This window comes from Pseudomonas sp. BN415 (assembly GCF_029871195.1).
In the GTDB taxonomy this organism is placed as follows: domain Bacteria; phylum Pseudomonadota; class Gammaproteobacteria; order Pseudomonadales; family Pseudomonadaceae; genus Metapseudomonas; species Metapseudomonas resinovorans.
The window spans coordinates 95,407-112,223 of the sequence record NZ_SSOK01000012.1 but is presented as its reverse complement, the minus strand read 5'-3'; the positions used below and the strand labels follow the sequence as shown (position 1 = coordinate 112,223).

At 63.2% G+C, this 16,817-nt stretch carries 17 protein-coding genes; 10 read left to right on the top strand and 7 right to left on the bottom strand.

Annotation, left to right across the window (positions count from 1 at the left end; translation table 11 throughout):
• Positions 1-30: 30 nt before the first annotated feature.
• Genes E8F20_RS03530 through E8F20_RS03520 form a run of 3 tightly spaced genes read left to right on the top strand, consistent with a single transcriptional unit; the run spans position 31 to position 3,090 of the window.
• Entirely contained in the window at positions 31-1,230 is a 1,200-nt protein-coding gene (locus E8F20_RS03530) for a glycosyltransferase family A protein (protein ID WP_280282468.1), read from the top strand.
• Positions 1,157-1,888 (top strand): hypothetical protein, encoded by a 732-nt coding sequence (locus E8F20_RS03525; protein ID WP_280282467.1) that lies wholly within the window; start codon positions 1,157-1,159, stop codon positions 1,886-1,888. The genes E8F20_RS03530 and E8F20_RS03525 overlap by 74 nt, the downstream gene beginning before the upstream one ends.
• Positions 1,888-3,090: a hypothetical protein gene (locus tag E8F20_RS03520; RefSeq protein WP_280282466.1), complete on the top strand. Its 1,203-nt coding sequence runs from the start codon at positions 1,888-1,890 to the stop codon at positions 3,088-3,090. Before E8F20_RS03525 ends, E8F20_RS03520 begins: the two co-directional genes overlap by 1 nt.
• A 71-nt stretch (positions 3,091-3,161) precedes the next feature.
• On the opposite strand, the gene E8F20_RS03515 is transcribed toward E8F20_RS03520, so the two are convergent.
• From E8F20_RS03515 to phhA, 3 genes are all read right to left on the bottom strand, one after another.
• On the bottom strand, positions 3,162-4,355 hold the full coding sequence (locus E8F20_RS03515) for an amino acid aminotransferase (protein ID WP_280282465.1): 1,194 nt from the start codon (positions 4,353-4,355) through the stop codon (positions 3,162-3,164).
• On the bottom strand, positions 4,352-4,708 hold the full coding sequence (locus tag E8F20_RS03510; protein WP_028626641.1) for a 4a-hydroxytetrahydrobiopterin dehydratase: 357 nt from the start codon (positions 4,706-4,708) through the stop codon (positions 4,352-4,354). The genes E8F20_RS03515 and E8F20_RS03510 overlap by 4 nt, the downstream gene beginning before the upstream one ends.
• 74 nt (positions 4,709-4,782) lie before the next feature.
• Complete coding sequence (gene phhA, locus E8F20_RS03505; protein WP_137823551.1) at positions 4,783-5,574, bottom strand: phenylalanine 4-monooxygenase; 792 nt, start codon at positions 5,572-5,574, stop codon at positions 4,783-4,785.
• 259 nt (positions 5,575-5,833) lie between these two features.
• On the opposite strand from phhA, the gene E8F20_RS03500 reads away from it, so the two are divergent.
• Positions 5,834-7,393: a sigma-54-dependent phenylalanine hydroxylase transcriptional regulator PhhR gene (locus E8F20_RS03500; RefSeq protein ID WP_028626643.1), complete on the top strand. Its 1,560-nt coding sequence runs from the start codon at positions 5,834-5,836 to the stop codon at positions 7,391-7,393.
• A gap of 346 nt (positions 7,394-7,739) precedes the next feature.
• Here the strand turns inward: E8F20_RS03500 and mdtI are convergent, their stop codons facing one another.
• The 3 genes from mdtI to E8F20_RS03485 all read right to left on the bottom strand — a co-directional run bounded on the left by mdtI (position 7,740) and on the right by E8F20_RS03485 (position 9,625).
• The gene (gene mdtI / locus E8F20_RS03495) at positions 7,740-8,069 is read right to left on the bottom strand and encodes a multidrug/spermidine efflux SMR transporter subunit MdtI (protein ID WP_280282464.1); all 330 of its coding nucleotides are present in this window, start codon (positions 8,067-8,069) and stop codon (positions 7,740-7,742) included.
• Positions 8,066-8,422: an SMR family transporter gene (locus E8F20_RS03490; protein WP_280282463.1), complete on the bottom strand. Its 357-nt coding sequence runs from the start codon at positions 8,420-8,422 to the stop codon at positions 8,066-8,068. The genes mdtI and E8F20_RS03490 overlap by 4 nt, the downstream gene beginning before the upstream one ends.
• A 321-nt stretch (positions 8,423-8,743) precedes the next feature.
• The gene (locus E8F20_RS03485; RefSeq protein ID WP_280282462.1) at positions 8,744-9,625 is read right to left on the bottom strand and encodes a LysR substrate-binding domain-containing protein; all 882 of its coding nucleotides are present in this window, start codon (positions 9,623-9,625) and stop codon (positions 8,744-8,746) included.
• A 138-nt stretch (positions 9,626-9,763) separates the two neighbouring features.
• On the opposite strand from E8F20_RS03485, the gene E8F20_RS03480 reads away from it, so the two are divergent.
• Positions 9,764-10,402, top strand: a complete 639-nt coding sequence (locus E8F20_RS03480) for an NAD(P)H-dependent oxidoreductase (RefSeq protein WP_280282460.1) — start codon at positions 9,764-9,766, stop codon at positions 10,400-10,402.
• A 10-nt stretch (positions 10,403-10,412) separates the two neighbouring features.
• Positions 10,413-10,718 carry a multidrug efflux SMR transporter gene (locus E8F20_RS03475; protein WP_280282459.1) on the top strand — a complete coding sequence of 102 codons (306 nt, stop codon included), beginning with the start codon at positions 10,413-10,415 and terminating at the stop codon, positions 10,716-10,718.
• A gap of 92 nt (positions 10,719-10,810) precedes the next feature.
• Here the strand turns inward: E8F20_RS03475 and E8F20_RS03470 are convergent, their stop codons facing one another.
• Positions 10,811-13,750 carry a transglycosylase domain-containing protein gene (locus E8F20_RS03470; RefSeq protein ID WP_280282596.1) on the bottom strand — a complete coding sequence of 980 codons (2,940 nt, stop codon included), beginning with the start codon at positions 13,748-13,750 and terminating at the stop codon, positions 10,811-10,813.
• Between the two features lie 261 nt (positions 13,751-14,011).
• On the opposite strand from E8F20_RS03470, the gene E8F20_RS03465 reads away from it, so the two are divergent.
• The 4 genes from E8F20_RS03465 (at position 14,012) to E8F20_RS03450 (ending at position 16,815) form a co-directional block, all read left to right on the top strand.
• Positions 14,012-14,698 carry a methyltransferase domain-containing protein gene (locus E8F20_RS03465; protein ID WP_280282458.1) on the top strand — a complete coding sequence of 229 codons (687 nt, stop codon included), beginning with the start codon at positions 14,012-14,014 and terminating at the stop codon, positions 14,696-14,698.
• A 67-nt stretch (positions 14,699-14,765) separates the two neighbouring features.
• On the top strand, positions 14,766-15,419 hold the full coding sequence (locus E8F20_RS03460; protein ID WP_280282457.1) for a hypothetical protein: 654 nt from the start codon (positions 14,766-14,768) through the stop codon (positions 15,417-15,419).
• Between the two features lie 88 nt (positions 15,420-15,507).
• Positions 15,508-15,915: a VOC family protein gene (locus tag E8F20_RS03455; protein WP_028626652.1), complete on the top strand. Its 408-nt coding sequence runs from the start codon at positions 15,508-15,510 to the stop codon at positions 15,913-15,915.
• Positions 15,916-15,993: 78 nt separating this feature from the next.
• Positions 15,994-16,815 (top strand): aldo/keto reductase, encoded by an 822-nt coding sequence (locus E8F20_RS03450; RefSeq protein WP_280282456.1) that lies wholly within the window; start codon positions 15,994-15,996, stop codon positions 16,813-16,815.
• Positions 16,816-16,817: the final 2 nt, after the last annotated feature.

Here is a 16,817-nt window from a genome sequence, read left to right as displayed (position 1 = left end):
CGCGCCTTACTGGGCGCTTGGGGAAGGCGGTTGGTTGCTCGCATCGTTGGCGTGGGTACACACGTCCGTACCGCTGGATTCGGCACCACTGCGCCATGGGATAGCCGCAAGCCTTTAGTGAGCGTGATTATCCCCTGTTACAACCATGGCCCGTACCTGCCCAGGAACTTCGCAAGCCTGGCGGCGCAGAGCCTCCAAGACTATGAAATGATTCTAGTAGATGACGGCTCCACCGATCCGGCGACGGTCGAGTACATCGATGGGTTGGATTTGTCTCGGGTATCCGTGATTCGCCAGGCCAATTCCGGGCCCGCTTCAGCACGAAATGCGGGCATCGAGCAAGCGCGCGGACGCTATATCTGCTGTCTGGATGCGGATGATTACGTGGCACCAACCTATCTGGAGAAGTGCCTTCTGCTCCTTGAAGGCAATATCGGAATTCGCCTTGCTTACAGCTGGGTCAGGCTGGTAGGCAAGGAACAACGCTTGCATCGCGTGGCTGATTTCGATCCCGGCCTTCTGCGCTATTTCAATCCGATTTGTTCCGCAGCGGTATTCCATCGTGCGGATTGGCAAGCTGTTGGCGGCTTCGATGAAGCACGCGAAACGATGTACGAAGACTGGGACTTCTGGATATCTCTCGCCCGTATCGGTGTGCGCGGAAAGGTCATAGAAGAAGCCTTGCTTTTCTATCACCAACAGCCAGGCTCGCGACTGCAGGAGGGGAATCGCCGTGGGGCGCAATCTTACGCACGAATGCGGGCGCGTCACCTGGAGTTCTATCGCCGGACCATTGTGCGGATGCTGTCCCGAGGCTACTTCGAAAAATGGACACGGACGCCGTTGGCAAACCTGTCTCGTGCCGAGCAGTACGCGCCTGTTGCGCCTTGTGCGGTGCTCGCTGTAATCACTCACTGTTCGGAATGGACGGAGTGGAGACGTTGGCTGAGCACAGTAGACGCATCTGAGACGTTCTTCGTCATAGCTTGTGAGTGCGCGAGCATACCTGCCTGGCTACTTGCCCGGGCAGATGAAACATACTGGTTGGAGGGTCTGCTGCATCCAACACAATGGCCGGACTTCATCGAAACCTTTAAGCGCACCAGAAGAATTTCCCGGGTGCTGCCGAACCCCATGGTGGTCGCGGGGGGGGCGAGTGAACAGCCTGCTGCGAAAGGACATTTTTGTCTTGGTGCCCGTGCTTGCGATGCTTGCCGGGCAAGGCTGTAGTGTTGACGAGTTTGAACGAATTGCTGTCTTCCTGGTGGGACAGACACTGCAGGACTGTGAGTGGCTACACGGCTCCGGTGCTGAAGTCCAAGGCCTGATAAATGTCGGTTGGGCGGTGATGGAACTACGCCGCAGGCCGCGTGCAATGCGGGCGATTGTCTTGGAGGAAAGCGTCTGGCTCCAATTGGACCGTCCTCAAGCACGGTGGTTAGAGCTGATGGACGGCGTGAATGATTCCGACTGGTCCCGCGGTGAACACTCCTTGCCGAGTGGCGCAGCGTTCATGGCCCTGAACGATCAGCCCCATTGCGAGCCACGTGCGTCAGTAGTAAATGCTTCCCGCCTGCGAGGCGGCAGGAAGCGCAAGCTGTTGCTGGTGGCCTGGTTGGAATCCGGTGAAAGGGGTCGCCGCAATGGTAGTGACCTCGCCTATCCGGCCCATCAAGGCGGGTATCTCTCTGTGGCCGCCAGCCTAGCGTCGGAGCACCGTTGGCTGGCGCAATGGTCCGTGTTTCGATGGACGGCACATTTTCGGTGGCAGCGATTTCTGGCCAGGTATTGGCACTTGCCGCACATCCTCGAACGTTGCGTGCGGGCGAAGTACGTGGCGCAGGTGTTCGGTATCCACAGGCCGTGGAATCAGGTCTGGAGCAAGTGATGATTCGAAGGGTGAACGGCGGCAAATCCCGGGTATTGGTAGTCTTGGGTATGCATCGCTCTGGTACCAGTCTGCTTTCCGCAGGGTTGGAAGTTTTCGGGGTAGATTTTGGGGACAACCTGATACCCCCACGAGAGGACAATCCCCTAGGCTATTGGGAAGACGCCCGATTGGTGGCGCTGAACGACGAGATACTTGCTGCCTGTGGCTTCGCCTCGGGTGACGTGGGGCTGGACCTTGAGCGCATGATGACGCCCCATCTGCTTGATGAGTTCGTCCTTCGCGCCATGGGCTTGCTCGAAGAGCTATCGGTGGGCAAGTGCCTGATCGGCATCAAGGATCCGCGCATGCCGCGATTGATGCCCCTCTGGCAGACGGCCTTCGATCGACTCGAGCTTCAAGTCGATTTCGTCCTCGCGGTTCGCCACCCGCTCAGTGTGGCGAAGTCTCTGGCGCGTCGCGACAAACTGAGCCAAGGCAAGAGCTTTCTCCTTTGGTACGAGCACTCCTGCCGCGCTATGCAATGGTCACGAAAGCGCGGCGCGATCCTGGTGGATTACGACCGCTTTCTGTCCTCGCCTGGATTAGAGCTGGCGCGCCTGGGCCGCAGGCTGTCGCTACCGATGGATACAGTAGCTCGCGATCGCTTCATCGCCGAGGTGCTGGATGTAGGGCTACGTCATTCCATGCACGACGGCGGCGACCTGGTCAGAGCAAGGGCCGGCTTTGATGCCCTGTTGGATGTGTTTCGGGTCATGACAGGATTGGCGGCGGATCGTTTCGAACTCTCGTCCGAGTGGGGCGGACTGGAACTAGAATTCACCCGCTCCCAGCCTTTGCTTGCTTTCGCTGGACAGCTCGACCAGGAACTTTGGAGGTCGTCAACGCATATCAATGCAGAGCGCCAGCGCTTTCATGACACCGAGACCGCCCTGCGTGAGGAAGTTCGGCGCACCGTAGCCATCATGCAGCAATGCGAAGTTGCACGACTCGGACTTGCAGGTGAGCTCGCAGCGGCACAAGAAACCCATGTCACGCTACAGGCGAATTTTGCAGTTCAGGCCGGGGAGCTACGGAAGGTTCGAGCGGAACGGGACCGTGCCGAGCAACAGCTGAACGCGTTGCTTGCCAGTCGATCCTGGCGCTTCACTCATTTGATCCGCCTTATGAGCCAAAACCTTCGACGCCTCATGGGCTCCTGAGGCCGGCGCCGTCAACACCAACTGCATGCCTTCTGGCCCGTCAGAGCGGGCTGGAAGGCATGCTCTGAGGCTCAGCACACCTTGGTGATGGCTTTCGCCAGATCTCCAATGCGGCTGAAATCCAGCCCTGCCACGTTGGCCCGTCCGGTGCTGACCATGTACACGCTGAATTCGGCACGCAGTCGTGCCACCTGCTCCGGCGACAGGCCGGTGTAGGAGAACATGCCGCGCTGTTCACCGATGTGAGCGAAGCGTTCGGCCAGACCGTAGGGTTGCAAGGCTTCCACGAGGCCGCGACGCAGGTCGGCAACGCGCGAGCGCATGGCTTCCAGCTCCGTCGTCCACTGGGCCTTGAGGGCGGCGTCACCGAGGATGGTGGCGACCACTGCGGCGCCGTGGGCCGGCGGCGTGGACCAGAGGTTGCGGGCGAGGAAGGCCAGTTGGCTGCGCACGTCGGTGAGCTTTTCCGTGTCGGCAGCGCAGACGATCAGCGCGCCGGTGCGTTCGCGGTAGAGGCCGAAGTTCTTCGAGCAGGAGCTGGTGACCAGCAGTTCCGGCAGCGCCTCGGCGAACAGGCGGACGGCCCAGGCGTCCTGTTCCAGGCCATCACCGAAACCCTGGTAGGCGAAGTCGATCAACGGCAACAGTTCACGCGCCTTGACCACCTCCAGCACCTTGCGCCAGTCGTCCTGGGAAAGGTCGAAGCCGGTTGGGTTATGGCAGCAGGCATGCAAGAGCACCACGTCGCCCGCGGACACTTGCTCCAGGGCTGCGAGCATGGCGCTCACGTCCAGGCGGTTGGCCGCGTCCACGTAGGGATAGTGGCTGACCTTGATGCCGGCGCCAGCAAAGATGGTTTCGTGGATCGGCCAGGTCGGATCGCTCAGCCAGATGCCGCGGTCGGGCAGTTGGTTGGCGATGAACTCCGCCACCAGGCGCAGGGCGCCGGTGCCCCCCGGAGTCTGGGTAGCGCCTGTGCGGCCAGCGGCTTCCAGCGGGTTGCCGGTGCCCAGTACCAAGTCCAGCAGCAGGCGGCCGAAGGCTGGGTCACCGTGGCCGCCGATGTAGGTCTTGGTCGTTTCGGTATCCACCAGGCGCTGCTCGGCGAGCTTCACCGCATGGGGAATAGGCGTCAGGCCCTGGGCGTCCTTGTACACGCCCACTCCCAAGTCGAGTTTGGCCGGGTTGGGGTCCAGGCGATACGCATCCATCAGGCCGAGGATCGGATCACCAGGGACCCGACCCACCTTGGCGAAATGGCTCATTTACGGCCCTCGGCGGTTTCGGCCACCTGGTCGGTGCGGGCGGACATGATGAAGTCGTTGCGGTGCAGGCCCTTGGCCTCGTGGCTCCACCAGGTCACGGTGACCTTGCCCCATTCGGTCAGCAGGGCAGGGTGGTGGCCTTCTTCCTCGGCAATGGCGCCGACAGCGTTGCTGAACGCCAGGGCGTAGCGGAAGTTCTTGAAGCGGAACTCCTTCTCCAGTTGCATGATTCCGTCGCGGACTTCGATGTTCCAGTCGGGGATCTGCTTGATCAGTACGGCCAGTTCTTCATCGGACACCATCGGGGCGTCGGCGCGGCAGGCTTCGCAATGGGCTTGGGACAGGGCAGTCATGTTCGTTCTTCCAGAATGGGGTTCGTCGGTAGGGTGGATGGCGCGTCATCCATCCACCATTCGCGGGGATTGGTTCAGGCCGCCTTCGGCTTCGGCGGGAATTTCGGTGCGTGCAGGCCCATGCTCATCGCCTTGTGCACCAGCGCCATGATGTCTTCATGGGCCAGGTCGAACAGGCGCTTGAGGTCCGGCAGCACGAAGTACAGCGGTTGCAGAATGTCGATGCGGTATGGGGTGCGCATGCATTCCAGCGGGTCGAACGCCTGGTGCTCGGGCTCGCCCGACAGAGCGTAGACGGTCTCTTTCGGCGAGGAGAGGATTCCGCCGCCATAGATGCGTCGGCCCTGTGGGGTATCCATCAGGCCGAACTCGATGGTCATCCAGTACAGGCGAGCGAGGTAGACGCGCTCTTCCTTGGTGGCCTTCAGGCCAAGCTTGCCGTAGGTGTGGGTGAACTCGGCGAACCAGGGGTTGGTCAGCAGCGGGCAGTGGCCAAAGATCTCGTGGAAGATGTCCGGCTCTTGCAGGTAGTCCAGCTCTTCCGGGGTTCGGATAAAGGTGGCTACGGGGAATTGCTGGCTGGCCAGCAGTTCGAAAAAGGTCTGGAAGGGGATCAGGGCCGGTACGCGGGCAACGCGCCAACCGGTGGTGGCCTGGAGCACCTTGTTGACCTCGCCCAGTTGCGGGATGCGGTCATGGGGCATGCCGAGCTTCTCGATGCCGTCGAGGTATTCCTGGCACGCGCGGCCTTCGATCACTTTCAACTGACGGGTGATCAGGGTGTTCCACACCTGATGCTCGGTCTCCGGGTAGTGGATGAAACCGTTGGCATCGGGTTCGCGGGCCACGTACTGCGTCGCTTTCATTCGGCCTCCTGAGGATGGGGCTTCGTTGTTGTGTTGCCTTATCGATAGCGCAGACCGGGCCGCAGCGCAGCAGGGGAGGGACCTGGGAGGACGCCCGTGCAGTGCTGAAAGCGTAATGAAAACTTTACGATAGCGGCGGAGCGTCCAGATATCGCCTTGTCGAAGCGCTGATTTGTCACATATTCTTGACGGAAAAATAGGGTCGAGAACGGATTATTTCGTCCGCAAGCCAAGGAAAAGCCCGACCCAGGGGTGCCTGATGCGTATCAAAGTCCATTGCCAGAACCGTGTGGGAATCCTGCGCGACATCCTCAACCTGCTCGTCGATTACGGCATCAACGTCAATCGCGGTGAAGTGGGCGGAGACCAGGGCAACGCGATTTACCTGCTCTGCCCGAACCTGATCAACCTGCAACTGCAATCCCTGCGGCCGAAGCTGGAAGCCATTCCCGGCGTCTTCGGCGTCAAGCGCGTGGGCCTGATGCCTAGCGAGCGCCGTCACCTGGAGCTGAATGCCCTGTTGGGCGCGCTGGATTTCCCGGTGCTGTCCATCGATATGGGCGGTTCCATCGTCGCCGCCAACCGCGCCGCTGCCCAGTTGCTCGGGGTGCGGGTGGACGAGGTGCCGGGCATACCGCTGGCGCGCTATGTCGACGACTTCGACCTGCCCGAACTGGTCCGAGCCAACAAGGCGCGGATAAACGGATTGCGCATCAAGGTCAAGGGCGACACCTTCCTCGCCGACATCGCGCCGCTGCAGTCCGAGCATGACGAGAGCGAGGCCCTGGCGGGCGCTGTGCTCACCCTGCACCGCGCCGACCGCGTTGGCGAGCGCATCTACAACGTGCGCAAGCACGAGCTGCGCGGCTTCGACAGCATTTTCCAGAGCTCCAGGGTGATGGCTGCCGTGGTCCGCGAGGCACGGCGCATGGCGCCTCTGGACGCCCCGTTGCTGATCGAGGGTGAAACCGGCACCGGCAAGGAACTGCTGGCTCGCGCCTGCCACCTGGCCAGCCCCCGCGGCCAGTCGCCGTTCATGGCGCTGAACTGTGCGGGTCTGCCGGAATCCATGGCCGAGACTGAGCTGTTCGGCTACGGCCCCGGTGCCTTCGAGGGGGCGCGTCTGGAAGGCAAACTGGGCCTGCTGGAGCTCACTGCTGGCGGCACGCTGTTCCTCGACGGCGTCGGCGAGATGAGCCCGCGTCTGCAGGCCAAGTTGCTGCGCTTTCTGCAGGACGGTTGCTTCCGCCGGGTAGGCAGTGACGAGGAGGTTTACCTCGATGTGCGGGTGATCTGCGCGACCCAGGTGGATCTCTCCGAACTCTGCGCCAAGGGCGAGTTCCGGCAGGACCTCTACCACCGCCTCAACGTCCTGTCGCTGCACATCCCGCCGCTGCGCGAGTGCCTGGATGGCCTGCCGCCGCTGGTGGAGCACTTCCTGGACTCGGCCAGTCGGCAGATCGGCTGTGGCCTGCCCAAGCTGGCACCACAGGTGCTGGACAGGCTCAGCCACTACCACTGGCCGGGCAATGTGCGGCAACTGGAAAACGTGCTGTTCCAGGCGGTTTCCTTGTGCGATGGCGGCACTGTTCGGCCCGAACACATCCGCCTGCCGGATTACGGTGCACCGCAGCCGTTGGGCGATTTCTCCCTGGATGGCGGGCTGGATGCGATCGTCGGCCGTTTCGAAAAAGCCGTGCTCGAACGGCTCTACGCCGAGCATCCGAGCAGCCGCCTGCTGGGCAAGCGGCTCGGGGTTTCCCACACCACCATTGCCAACAAGTTGAAGTTGCACGGATTGGGGAAAGAGGAGAGTTAGACCATCGTTGAATGGTGGGGGGGAGGGGCTGTGCGTAAAAAGAGTCCTGTCTGAATCTTGCGTGATGCGGACACAAGCGTTTCTGACATTCCTCTCCCGGAATGATTGGGCGGGCGACCAGATGGTCGCCCATTTTTTTGCCTGGAATTTTTCCGGCTACAGCGGTCCGGCGATAGCGCAGGTTGGGTAGACGAACGAAACCCAGCGAGCGGCGCTTCGGATTGCTGGGAAATGTGCAGGGTGGATGTCGCTTTTCACATCCACCAGCGTGATCAGGTCTGACACCAAGGGGTGGATCGGTGAAGCGTGATCCACCCGGGGCCAAGCTTCCGGACAGTTCCGCCCTTCACGCCAGCTTCAACAACCCCATTCCCACCAGCAGCAACCCCAACCCCAGCCAGCCACGCCCGGCCAGGCGCTGGCCGAATAGCACCCAGCCCAACGCGACGGTGGCGAGAATGCCGAAGCCGCCCCAGATGGCATAGGCCAGTGACAGGTCGATGCCGCGCACCGCCTGCGCCAGAGCCGTGAACGCCGCCAGGATACAGAGCAACGAGGCCGTTCCCAGCAGTCGGCGGCGGAAGCCGTCGGAATACTTCAACAGCACGTTGGCCAGCACCTCCAGGGCAATGGCCACGCCCAGCCAGGTGAAATGAATCCAGGTCACGCCGTTCATGCCAGCACCTCCTGCTCATGAGCCTTGGGCGCGGCGCGGGTACCGGACTTGATCAGCAGGATGCCGGCGATCATCACGGCCAGGCCCAGTGCCTTGAAGGGGCCGATGCTTTCGCCCAGCCAAGTGACGCTGATGCTGGTGATCAGCACGATGCCGATACCTTCCCACAGGGCATAGGCCACGCCCACCGGTACGCGCTTGACCGCCAGGGCGAGGAAGAAATACGACAGGCCGATCAGGCCGTACATCAGCAGGTGGCCGAGCACGGGCGCGTGTTCGGCGGCGAGTTTCATCGAGGTGGTGCCGACGACTTCGAAGAGGATCGCGGCAAGCAGATAGATCCAGGAACGCATGGTGCCCTCCCTTGGGCATGCAGGGCCCTTCACCCGGAGGCGAATGACGTGATTGCAGGAAGTCCTGGCCATGGACGGCAGGGCGCGTGCCCGGCGTTTCCATGGCAACGAGGAAAGGGAGGGGGCTACAGGTCGCCGGTCCAGTGGCGCTCGCGGGAAGCGAGGCGGGCGAAGTGGAAAGGGTGAATCAAGGTGTTCAACATAATGAACACAATGTTAGCCGTTTGGATTGATGAAACGCAAATTTCGCCATGTGGCGGCTTGTCGCGGCGGCTTCCTGTTCATGAGTGTTCGTTATTTTGTTCGATGGCGGGTCTGGATTCACCCCACTTCCCGGCCCAGCCAGTCGAAGAAGGCCTTGACCGGCGGGTGGCGTTCCCGACCCGGTACGCACAGCGTGGAGTAGCCCGCGCCAGCCACGCTCACCTCCGGCCGGTACCGCACCAGCAGGCCGCTGGCGAGGCTTTCCGATACCAGGATCGAGCTGGCTAGCACCAGGCCCTGGCCGGCGATGGCGGCTTGCAGGGCATAGTGTTCTTCGTCGTATTCGCGCTGTGGGGCGGTGTCGAGCAGGCATTCTTCGCCCGCTGCCTGGCACCAGGCCTTCCAGCCCAGTTCATAGAGCAGGGCGTTGCGCCAGCGCACGGTAATCAGCGTCGGTACCTGGTTTCCCAGCCCGGCCACCAGCGCCGGTGCGCCATAGACGCCGAAGCATTCGTCCAGCAGACATTGGCTGTGCAGGTTGGGGTAGTCGCCCATGCCATAGCGAATCACACAGTCGACGCTGGCGTCCTGGTGCAGGTCGATCAGGGCGTTGCCGGTGTCCAGTCGCAGGTTGATTTCCGGGTGCTCGGTGTAAAAGCGACCGAGCCGCGGGATCAGCCAGAGGGCGGCGAAGGCCGGAGTGGTGGACAGGGTCAGGTTGCCGGCGCTGCGCTGCGGGCGCAGCTGGTCGAGGGTCTGGGTGACTTCCAGCAGTGCGCCGTGGAGGCTGCCGAACAGACGCTGGCCGCAGGCGGTCAGGCGCACGCTGCGGGGCAGGCGGTCGAATAGCGGCACACCCAGCCAGCTTTCCAGGCCGCGGATCTGGTGGGACACCGCCGTGGGCGTTACTGCCAACTCCTCGGCTGCCGCCTTGAAGCTGGACAGGCGCGCGGCGGCTTCGAAGGTGCGCAGGGCGGTGAGGGGCAGGCTGGAAAACACGAAATGCTCCATGAGTGAATTTAATTCATCCTGATGAACTAATGCTCATTTGTCCGGGAGGGTCGGCGTAACTAGCTTAGCACCCGAGTTTCTGCCAATTCATGTGCTCCTGGAAGCACAGCCATCAAGGAGATTGAGATGAGCACCATTCTTTCCGTACAAGGCAGCCCCCGTGGCGAGCGCTCCCATTCCCGTCGTCTCCAGGAGTCCTTTCTCAAGGCCTGGCAAGCGCGTCGGGACGGTCGGCAGGTGCTACGCCGCGAAGTTGGGCGGGTGGCTATTCCGGCGGTCACCGAAGGTTGGATCGCCGCCGCCTTCCATCCCGAACCGGAGGCGCGCAGCGAGGTGATGAAGGCCGACCTTGCGCTCAGTGACCGGCTGGTGGATGAGCTGTTCGCCGCCGACCGCCTGGTGATTTCCGCGCCCATGTACAACTTCGGCGTACCCAGTGGGGTCAAGGCCTGGGTTGACCAGATTGTGCGCATTCGCCGCACGTTCGACTTCGATCCAAACAAGCAGGGTAATCCCTATACCCCGCTGGTGCTGGGCCGCAAGGCGTTGATCATTACCACCCGTGGCGACCACGGCTACGGCCCCGGCGGCGCCAATGCCCATATGAACCATGCGGACGTCTACCTGCGCACCGTGCTCGGGTATGTCGGCATCAACGATGTGACGGTGGTCGCGGTGGAGAACGACGAGTTTGGTGGCGAGGCCTTCGAGCAGTCCTACCAGCGTGCCGAACGGACCCTGGCGGACCTGGCCGAAACCTTCTGAGGAGATGGCCATGGCCTGGATACACCTGCTGGTGGCGGCCGTCTTCGAGGTGCTGTTCGCCATGGGCATGAAGTACGCCGAAGGCTTCACCCGGCCCTGGCCGAGCGTGCTGGTGGTGGTGGCCGCAGTGGCCGGTATCTACTTCCTTACCCTGTCCATGCGTGTGCTGCCCGTGAGCGTCGCCTACCCCATCTGGACCGCCATCGGCACCCTCGGTACGGTGTTGCTGGGCTTCCTCTTGCTAGGGGAAGCACTCACGCCAGCGAAGATGGTATCGGTGGTGCTGATCGTCGCGGGAGTAGCCGGGCTCAAGTAGGTTCGCCAAGCGAAGCGCGGCCCAACATTGGCGCTCGACCGTAAGCAAGATGCGTTGGGCTTCGCTCCGGTCTGCACCAACCTGGGGTCCGCTTATCGCCTGCTCACCTGCACTGCCGGCGCCAGGTCCTGGCACTGGGTGTTCAGGCCGGGCGTGAGGTAGGGCTGGAGAATCGGTGCCATGCCCTTGAGCACCTGCACGGGCAGCGCGGAGGTGAAGCTGAACTTGTCTGCCTGGCTGCCCTCGACGAAGGCCGTCAGGGTGCCAAAGTGGCGCGGGCCCAGGTAGAAAACGAACGTGGCGGTGCGGTTCATGGCCTTGGAGCTCTTCACCGTACCCCAGCGCGTCACGGTCTGGATGCGGTTATCGCCGGTGCCGGTCTTGCCGCCCATCACCAGAGGCTGGCCGTCCGGCAAGGTGAAGCTGCCGTGCAGGCGTCGCGCGGTCCCGCCTTCCACCACCATGGAGAGGGCGTCGCGCAGGGTAGTGGCCACTTCCGAGGTCATCACCCGCTTGCCTTCACGGGTCTGGGGGCCCACCAGGGTTTCGTAGGGTGTGTCGGCGGCGAAGTGCAATTGGTCGATGCGCAGGGTGGACTGTCGAACGCCGTCGTTGAGGATGATGCCCATCAGTTCGGCCAGGGCGGCCGGACGGTCGCCGGAACTGCCCAGGGCGGTGGCCAGCGACGGCACCAGGTGGTCGAAGGGGTAGCCCAGGGATTTCCAGTGCTCGTGGATATCGAGGAAGGCTTCCACTTCCAGCATGATGCGGATGCGCTTGTCGCGGGCGTATTTGCGTTTGGACTTGAAGAGCCAGCCATACACCTCACGGCGCTCATCGCCGCTGGCTTCCACGGCTTCGCGGTAGGTCGCCTGGGGGTGCGCTTGAAGGTAGCCCAGCAGCCAGAGTTCCAGGGGGTGCACGCGGGCCACATAGCCCTGGTCATTCAGGTCGAAGGCACCCGGGCCGTAGCGGGTGTAGAGGTCTTCGATGCGCTTGTCGGTCAGCGGGGGGGTGGCCTTGGGCACCCGCTCGCGCATGAAGGCAGCAAAGGTGGCGAGGTCGGCGTTGGGCTGCAGGTAGCGGTGGATGGCGGCCATGCGAGCGCCCCAGGGGTTGAGGCCGTCGAGGAAGGTGGACATGCGCTGTTCCGCATCCTTGCCCTGATACTTGTTCCAGAAGCGGCGAAGGTAGGTCTGGCTTTCCCGGGATACGAACAGGTCCAGGTAACCCTGGCGGCGCGGGTCCTTGTCATTGGATAGCAGCTGCATCTTGCCGCCGTCCGGGCGGTACATGTCGTGCCGCACCACGTCGCGCAGCAGGCGTACGAAGGGCAGGTTGATGGACTCGCGCAGGGCATCGCGAAGGCTCGGCCGGCGTCCGTTGTCTTCCTTGCGGAAGTTGTTGAAGGCGTGCAGCCCGCCGCCGGTGAAGAAGGACTCGTAGGGGCTGGCGGAATAGGTGCGATCCAGGGCCGCCTGGAGCATGGCGTCGAGATTGCGGTCCTTGGTCTGGATCAGGTAGTCGATGGCCCAGCGGCTGATGAAATCGAGCGGGTCCACCGGCACTTTGCGCAGCTCCGCGACAGGCATTGCGGCGTAGCGCTGATGCAGGGTTGCGACGTTTTCCAGGTAGGTGGCCAGTACCCGCAGCTTGGCGGTCGAGCCGAGCTCCAGCTTGCTGCCTTCATTGATGTCGAAGGGCTGATCGGTGTTGTCGGTTTGTACCCGTACGCGGTTACCGGAAGGCGTGCGTTCGAACAGGGTGAAGCTGTAGCGCACCTCACGGGTCTTTTCCGGCGACAGCAGGCGCTCGCCGTAGAGCCCGACCTGCTCGGCGAAGGCCGGGTCGGCCAGGTGCTGCAGATAGGCGGTGACGGTATTCTGCAGCTCGCTCTGCAGGGTGCTGCTGACGGTCAGGTCGAGGCGGTCGAGGTCGTAGAGCGGCATGTTCAGCATGCTGGAGAGGCGGCCGCGGGCGACGCTGATGCCCTTGTTCGACTCCACGGCCTGCAGCGCAGGCTCTTCAACCCAGTTGCGGAAACGCAGCTTCGCATCGAGTGCGGCATCGCGCAGAGGCGAATCGATGATCCCGGCGTTCGCCAGCACGCGGATGTGGCTGTCGGTGAGGGTGTTCAGCTCCTCGTGGGCGTTGGACAGGTAATAGGAAGGGCGACGCTGGGCGATGAACAACGAGAGCACCTGGCGCATGGCCAGGCCGCGTTCGGCCAGGCGGCTGTCCTTGCTCGTCAGAATCTGGTTGACCCGGTTGAAGTCGGCGCCGTACCACACCCGCAGGCCATCGGCGATGCCGTGCACCTCGCCGTGTCCCGGCGCGGCTGAAAGCGGCACACTGTTCAGGTAATCCATGACGATGCGTTCGCGTGCGGCCAGGGTCTCCGGGCCGCCCTGGTAGGCGCGCACGCTGGCGGAAACCATCTGACGAATCTTTTCGGAAGCCGAGGCCGTGCGGCCGAATGGCGAGTGGCGATACTTTTCCAGCTGGGTCGCCAGGGTGCTACCCCCGGCCGACTGACCGTCGAAGTCGATGGCCTTGCCAACCTGGGTCAGCGCGGCCTTGGAGAAGCGCGGCCAGTCCACCGCCGGGTTGGCCAGGGGGAGTTCGCGGTCCAGCAGCTTGCGGTTCTCGATGAACAGCAGGCTGCTCACCAGTAATGGCGGAATACTGGCGAAATTCGGATAGCGTTGCTGCGGGTAGCTGAACTGGTAGAAGGGCTGGCCACGGCAGTCGCAGATGTTGATGCCGGCCTGAATCTTTTCCCGGTACGGCGGGAAGAGCCCGTGCTCGGTGTAGCTGATCAGGGCTGGGGAGAAACGGGTCTGTTGCTGGATTTCGAAGCCGCGCTTTTCCAGGCGTTCGAGCATCGTTGGCAGGACGGCGTAACCCAGGCGGCGGTCGAAGGGGCCGTCACCGGGATAGCGGATGGCGTTACTGGGCCCATCCTCCAGCTTGTAACTCAGGGTGGCGGCGTAACGGCTAAGCTCCCGGGCCTGGAAGCGAGAAGTTTGCATTTCATGGGTGGCGGCGGCGCCGACGATCCCGGCGGTCACTAGGAAAACGCTCCAGAACAGGAGTCGATGCTTTCGGCGGGGCTTTTTCGGCGGAACGCCGGGGTCATTGAGATGACCTTCGGGTACCTCGTTCCTGGCTTCGTCGGATTGCCATATTGCGCCCATAGTCCACCGGCCTGGCCTGTCACCGCTCTTGCTTGCAATCTTAGTAGGTCATTGGCCGGCTGCATGGCGGAGTGGAAGCAAAATGGGAGCGAATCCATGACAGGCGACAATCGGAGGCTACTGGGCCACAGCTGGCACGCCAATGCGCTGGCCTGGACTCGCGCAGTACGGGAAGGTCGCATCGAAAGCAGGCGATTGGCCACTGATCGCGCCATCCTCGACGCTGTCCTGGCCCATCGGCCAGCGCGGGTGCTGGACCTGGGGTGCGGCGAAGGCTGGCTGAGCCGGGCGCTGGCCGCGCAAGGTCTGGCAGTGCTGGGCATCGATGCCTCCAGGCCGCTGGTGGAGGCGGCGCAGCGTGCCGGCGGCGAGTTTCGTTGTCTCGACTACGCCGGGTTGCAGGCGGATCCAGGCCAATTGGGCGTCTTCGAAGCGGTGGTATGCAATTTTTCGGTCTTCGATGAGCATCTGGAGCCGCTGCTGGCAGCCTTGGGTGAGCTGTTGGCCGCAGACGGCGTGCTGCTGATCCAGACCCTGCACCCCTGGTTGGTCCGAGGCGAGGAGGGCTATCGAGATGGCTGGCGTTGCGAGAACTTCGCTGCCTTCGCCGGTGAGTTCCCCGAACCCATGCCTTGGTACTTCCGCACGCTGGAGTCCTGGTGCGGGCTGTTGTTGCGCAGTGGTTACCGCATCGACGCCTTGCGCGAGCCGGCTCATCCGCATACCGGTGAGCCGCTTTCCCTGTTGCTGGAGGCGAGACCAGTATCAAGCGGGCCATCTTGAATGGCGCACTCGGTTGCCGGAATATCCACGGCAACCGGCGATACGCCAGCCTTTCGAGGAATCAATCGTGCCCGGCATCCTCTCCCAATCGTCCGCCGGCCTCAGCCTGGCATTCGCCGGACTGCTGGCAGGCTGCCTGCTGTTGGCGGGGTGCGCCGGATTTCGCTCAGGGGTGGAAAGCGTTGCCTACGTCGGTGAGCAGGAAGCCGACGAACAGGGGCGTCTCAGGCTGGACGATGCGACCCTTGTCCTGCGCCTGAACAACCAGATCCAGCAGAGCGACTTTCAGGTGATCCTGTTCGTGGTGCCGGTGATGTACGACCCCATCGACAAGCCGCGCTACGACGAAAAGGACGGCATACGACTGCTTTTCGAAATCCAGCCAGTGACCACCGACTTCCGCTTCCGGCCGGAGCATGTCGTGCTGACGGTCGACGGCCGTTCGCTGTCGCCGTCATCGGTCTCGCTGATCATGGTCCGCGATCCCGGGCAGTTCCCGCTGGAAGGACTCCAGGCGATCAACCAGTCGCCTACCGGCCTGGACTACCCGTTGCGGGTGTCGCAGCGCAGCTGGCAGTTCATTCTCAAGTTCGCCGGGCCGGTGCCCACACCTTCCAGCGATATCCGCCTGGACCTGTCCCGTGCCCTGGAGCGGCCTGCGAAGCCGCCTCTGCCGCCGATCCGCTTCCGCTCCCGGGCCTGGAAGCAGGGGTACACCTGATCCTGTCCCAGCGCGCTGACCACTGGCCCTGCGCGCCGCGGTGAGGCGACTAGGCTGAATCCATTCATTGTTTCCGGAGATCATCGCCATGGCCGGTTCAACTGCCATTTCCTGCCTGCGTTACCGCGACGCGCCCGCCGCCATCGCCTGGCTTTGCCACACCTTCGGCTTCGTCGAGCACCTGGTAGTGCCCGAAAAAGATGGCAGCATCTCCCATGCCCAGTTGAGCCTCGGCGACGGCATGATCATGCTCGGTTCCGTGCGCGACACTGACTACGGCCGCCTGATGCGCCAGCCCGATGAGACCGGTGGGCTGGGCACCCAGAGCATCTATCTGGTGGTGGCTGATGTCGATGGCGTGCATGCGCGCGCCGTGGCCGCCGGCGCCACCATCGTGCTGCCGCTGAAAGATGAGGACTACGGTGGGCGAGGCTTCACCTGTCGCGACCCGGAAGGCCACTTGTGGAGCATCGGCTCGTACGATCCCTGGGCTTGAGCCGCGCGGGCCATTGCCGGATTATCCCGCCCCAGCTGCCGGCAATCCCGACTGAACGGACTTTCCGAGGAATACGCCATGCAAAACATCACCTTTCCAGACGGCACCCGGGTGCCCGCCATCGGCCAGGGCACCTGGCACATGGGCGAGAACCGCAGTGAACGCGCGCGCGAAGTCGCGGCGCTGCGCCAGGGGCTGGAACTGGGGCTGAAGCTGATCGATACCGCTGAGATGTATGCCGAAGGCGGGGCCGAGGAGGTGGTGGGCGAAGCCATCGCCGGCCGGCGCGATCAGGTGTTCCTGGTCAGCAAGGTCTATCCGTGGAATGCCAGCCGCCGGGGCACGGCCCTGGCATGCGAGCAAAGCCTCAAGCGCCTGGGCACCGACCACCTCGACCTCTACCTGCTGCACTGGCGTGGCGAGCACCCGCTGGCGGAGACGGTAGAAGCCTTTGAACGCTTGCGCGAGCAGGGCAAGATCGCTCGCTGGGGCGTTTCCAACCTCGACCTCGACGATCTTTTTGAACTGCCCGCCGGCTGCGCGGCCAACCAGGTGCTCTACAACCCCGAGGCACGCGGCATCGAGTTCGATCTGCTGCCTTTCCAGCAACAGCAGGGCATGCCGCTGATGGCCTACTGTCCGGTGGGGCAGGGCGGCAAGCTGCTGCGGAGCGCCAGCGTCCAGGAAATCGCCCGTCGCCATGACGCCAGCCCCGCTCAGGTCGTCCTGGCCTGGGCTTTGCGCCAACAGGGCGTGATGGTCATTCCCAAAGCAGTCGACCCGTTGCACCTCAAGCAGAACGCCGAGGCCCACAGGCTCCAACTCAGCGACGACGACCTCGCCCTGATTGACCACAGCTTCCCGCCGCCGCGCCGCAAGCGCTCATTGGAAATGGTCTGAGG

Coding starts and splice junctions, on each gene's coding strand:
- E8F20_RS03520 (WP_280282466.1), top strand. CDS start 1,888: ATGATTCGAAGGGTGAACGGCGGCAAATCCCGGGTATTGGTAGTCTTG.
- E8F20_RS03515 (WP_280282465.1), bottom strand. CDS start 4,355: ATGAGCCATTTCGCCAAGGTGGGTCGGGTCCCTGGTGATCCGATCCTC.
- E8F20_RS03510 (WP_028626641.1), bottom strand. CDS start 4,708: ATGACTGCCCTGTCCCAAGCCCATTGCGAAGCCTGCCGCGCCGACGCC.
- phhA (WP_137823551.1), bottom strand. CDS start 5,574: ATGAAAGCGACGCAGTACGTGGCCCGCGAACCCGATGCCAACGGTTTC.
- E8F20_RS03500 (WP_028626643.1), top strand. CDS start 5,834: ATGCGTATCAAAGTCCATTGCCAGAACCGTGTGGGAATCCTGCGCGAC.
- mdtI (WP_280282464.1), bottom strand. CDS start 8,069: ATGAACGGCGTGACCTGGATTCATTTCACCTGGCTGGGCGTGGCCATT.
- E8F20_RS03490 (WP_280282463.1), bottom strand. CDS start 8,422: ATGCGTTCCTGGATCTATCTGCTTGCCGCGATCCTCTTCGAAGTCGTC.
- E8F20_RS03480 (WP_280282460.1), top strand. CDS start 9,764: ATGAGCACCATTCTTTCCGTACAAGGCAGCCCCCGTGGCGAGCGCTCC.
- E8F20_RS03475 (WP_280282459.1), top strand. CDS start 10,413: ATGGCCTGGATACACCTGCTGGTGGCGGCCGTCTTCGAGGTGCTGTTC.
- E8F20_RS03470 (WP_280282596.1), bottom strand. CDS start 13,750: ATGCAAACTTCTCGCTTCCAGGCCCGGGAGCTTAGCCGTTACGCCGCC.
- E8F20_RS03465 (WP_280282458.1), top strand. CDS start 14,012: ATGACAGGCGACAATCGGAGGCTACTGGGCCACAGCTGGCACGCCAAT.
- E8F20_RS03455 (WP_028626652.1), top strand. CDS start 15,508: ATGGCCGGTTCAACTGCCATTTCCTGCCTGCGTTACCGCGACGCGCCC.
- E8F20_RS03450 (WP_280282456.1), top strand. CDS start 15,994: ATGCAAAACATCACCTTTCCAGACGGCACCCGGGTGCCCGCCATCGGC.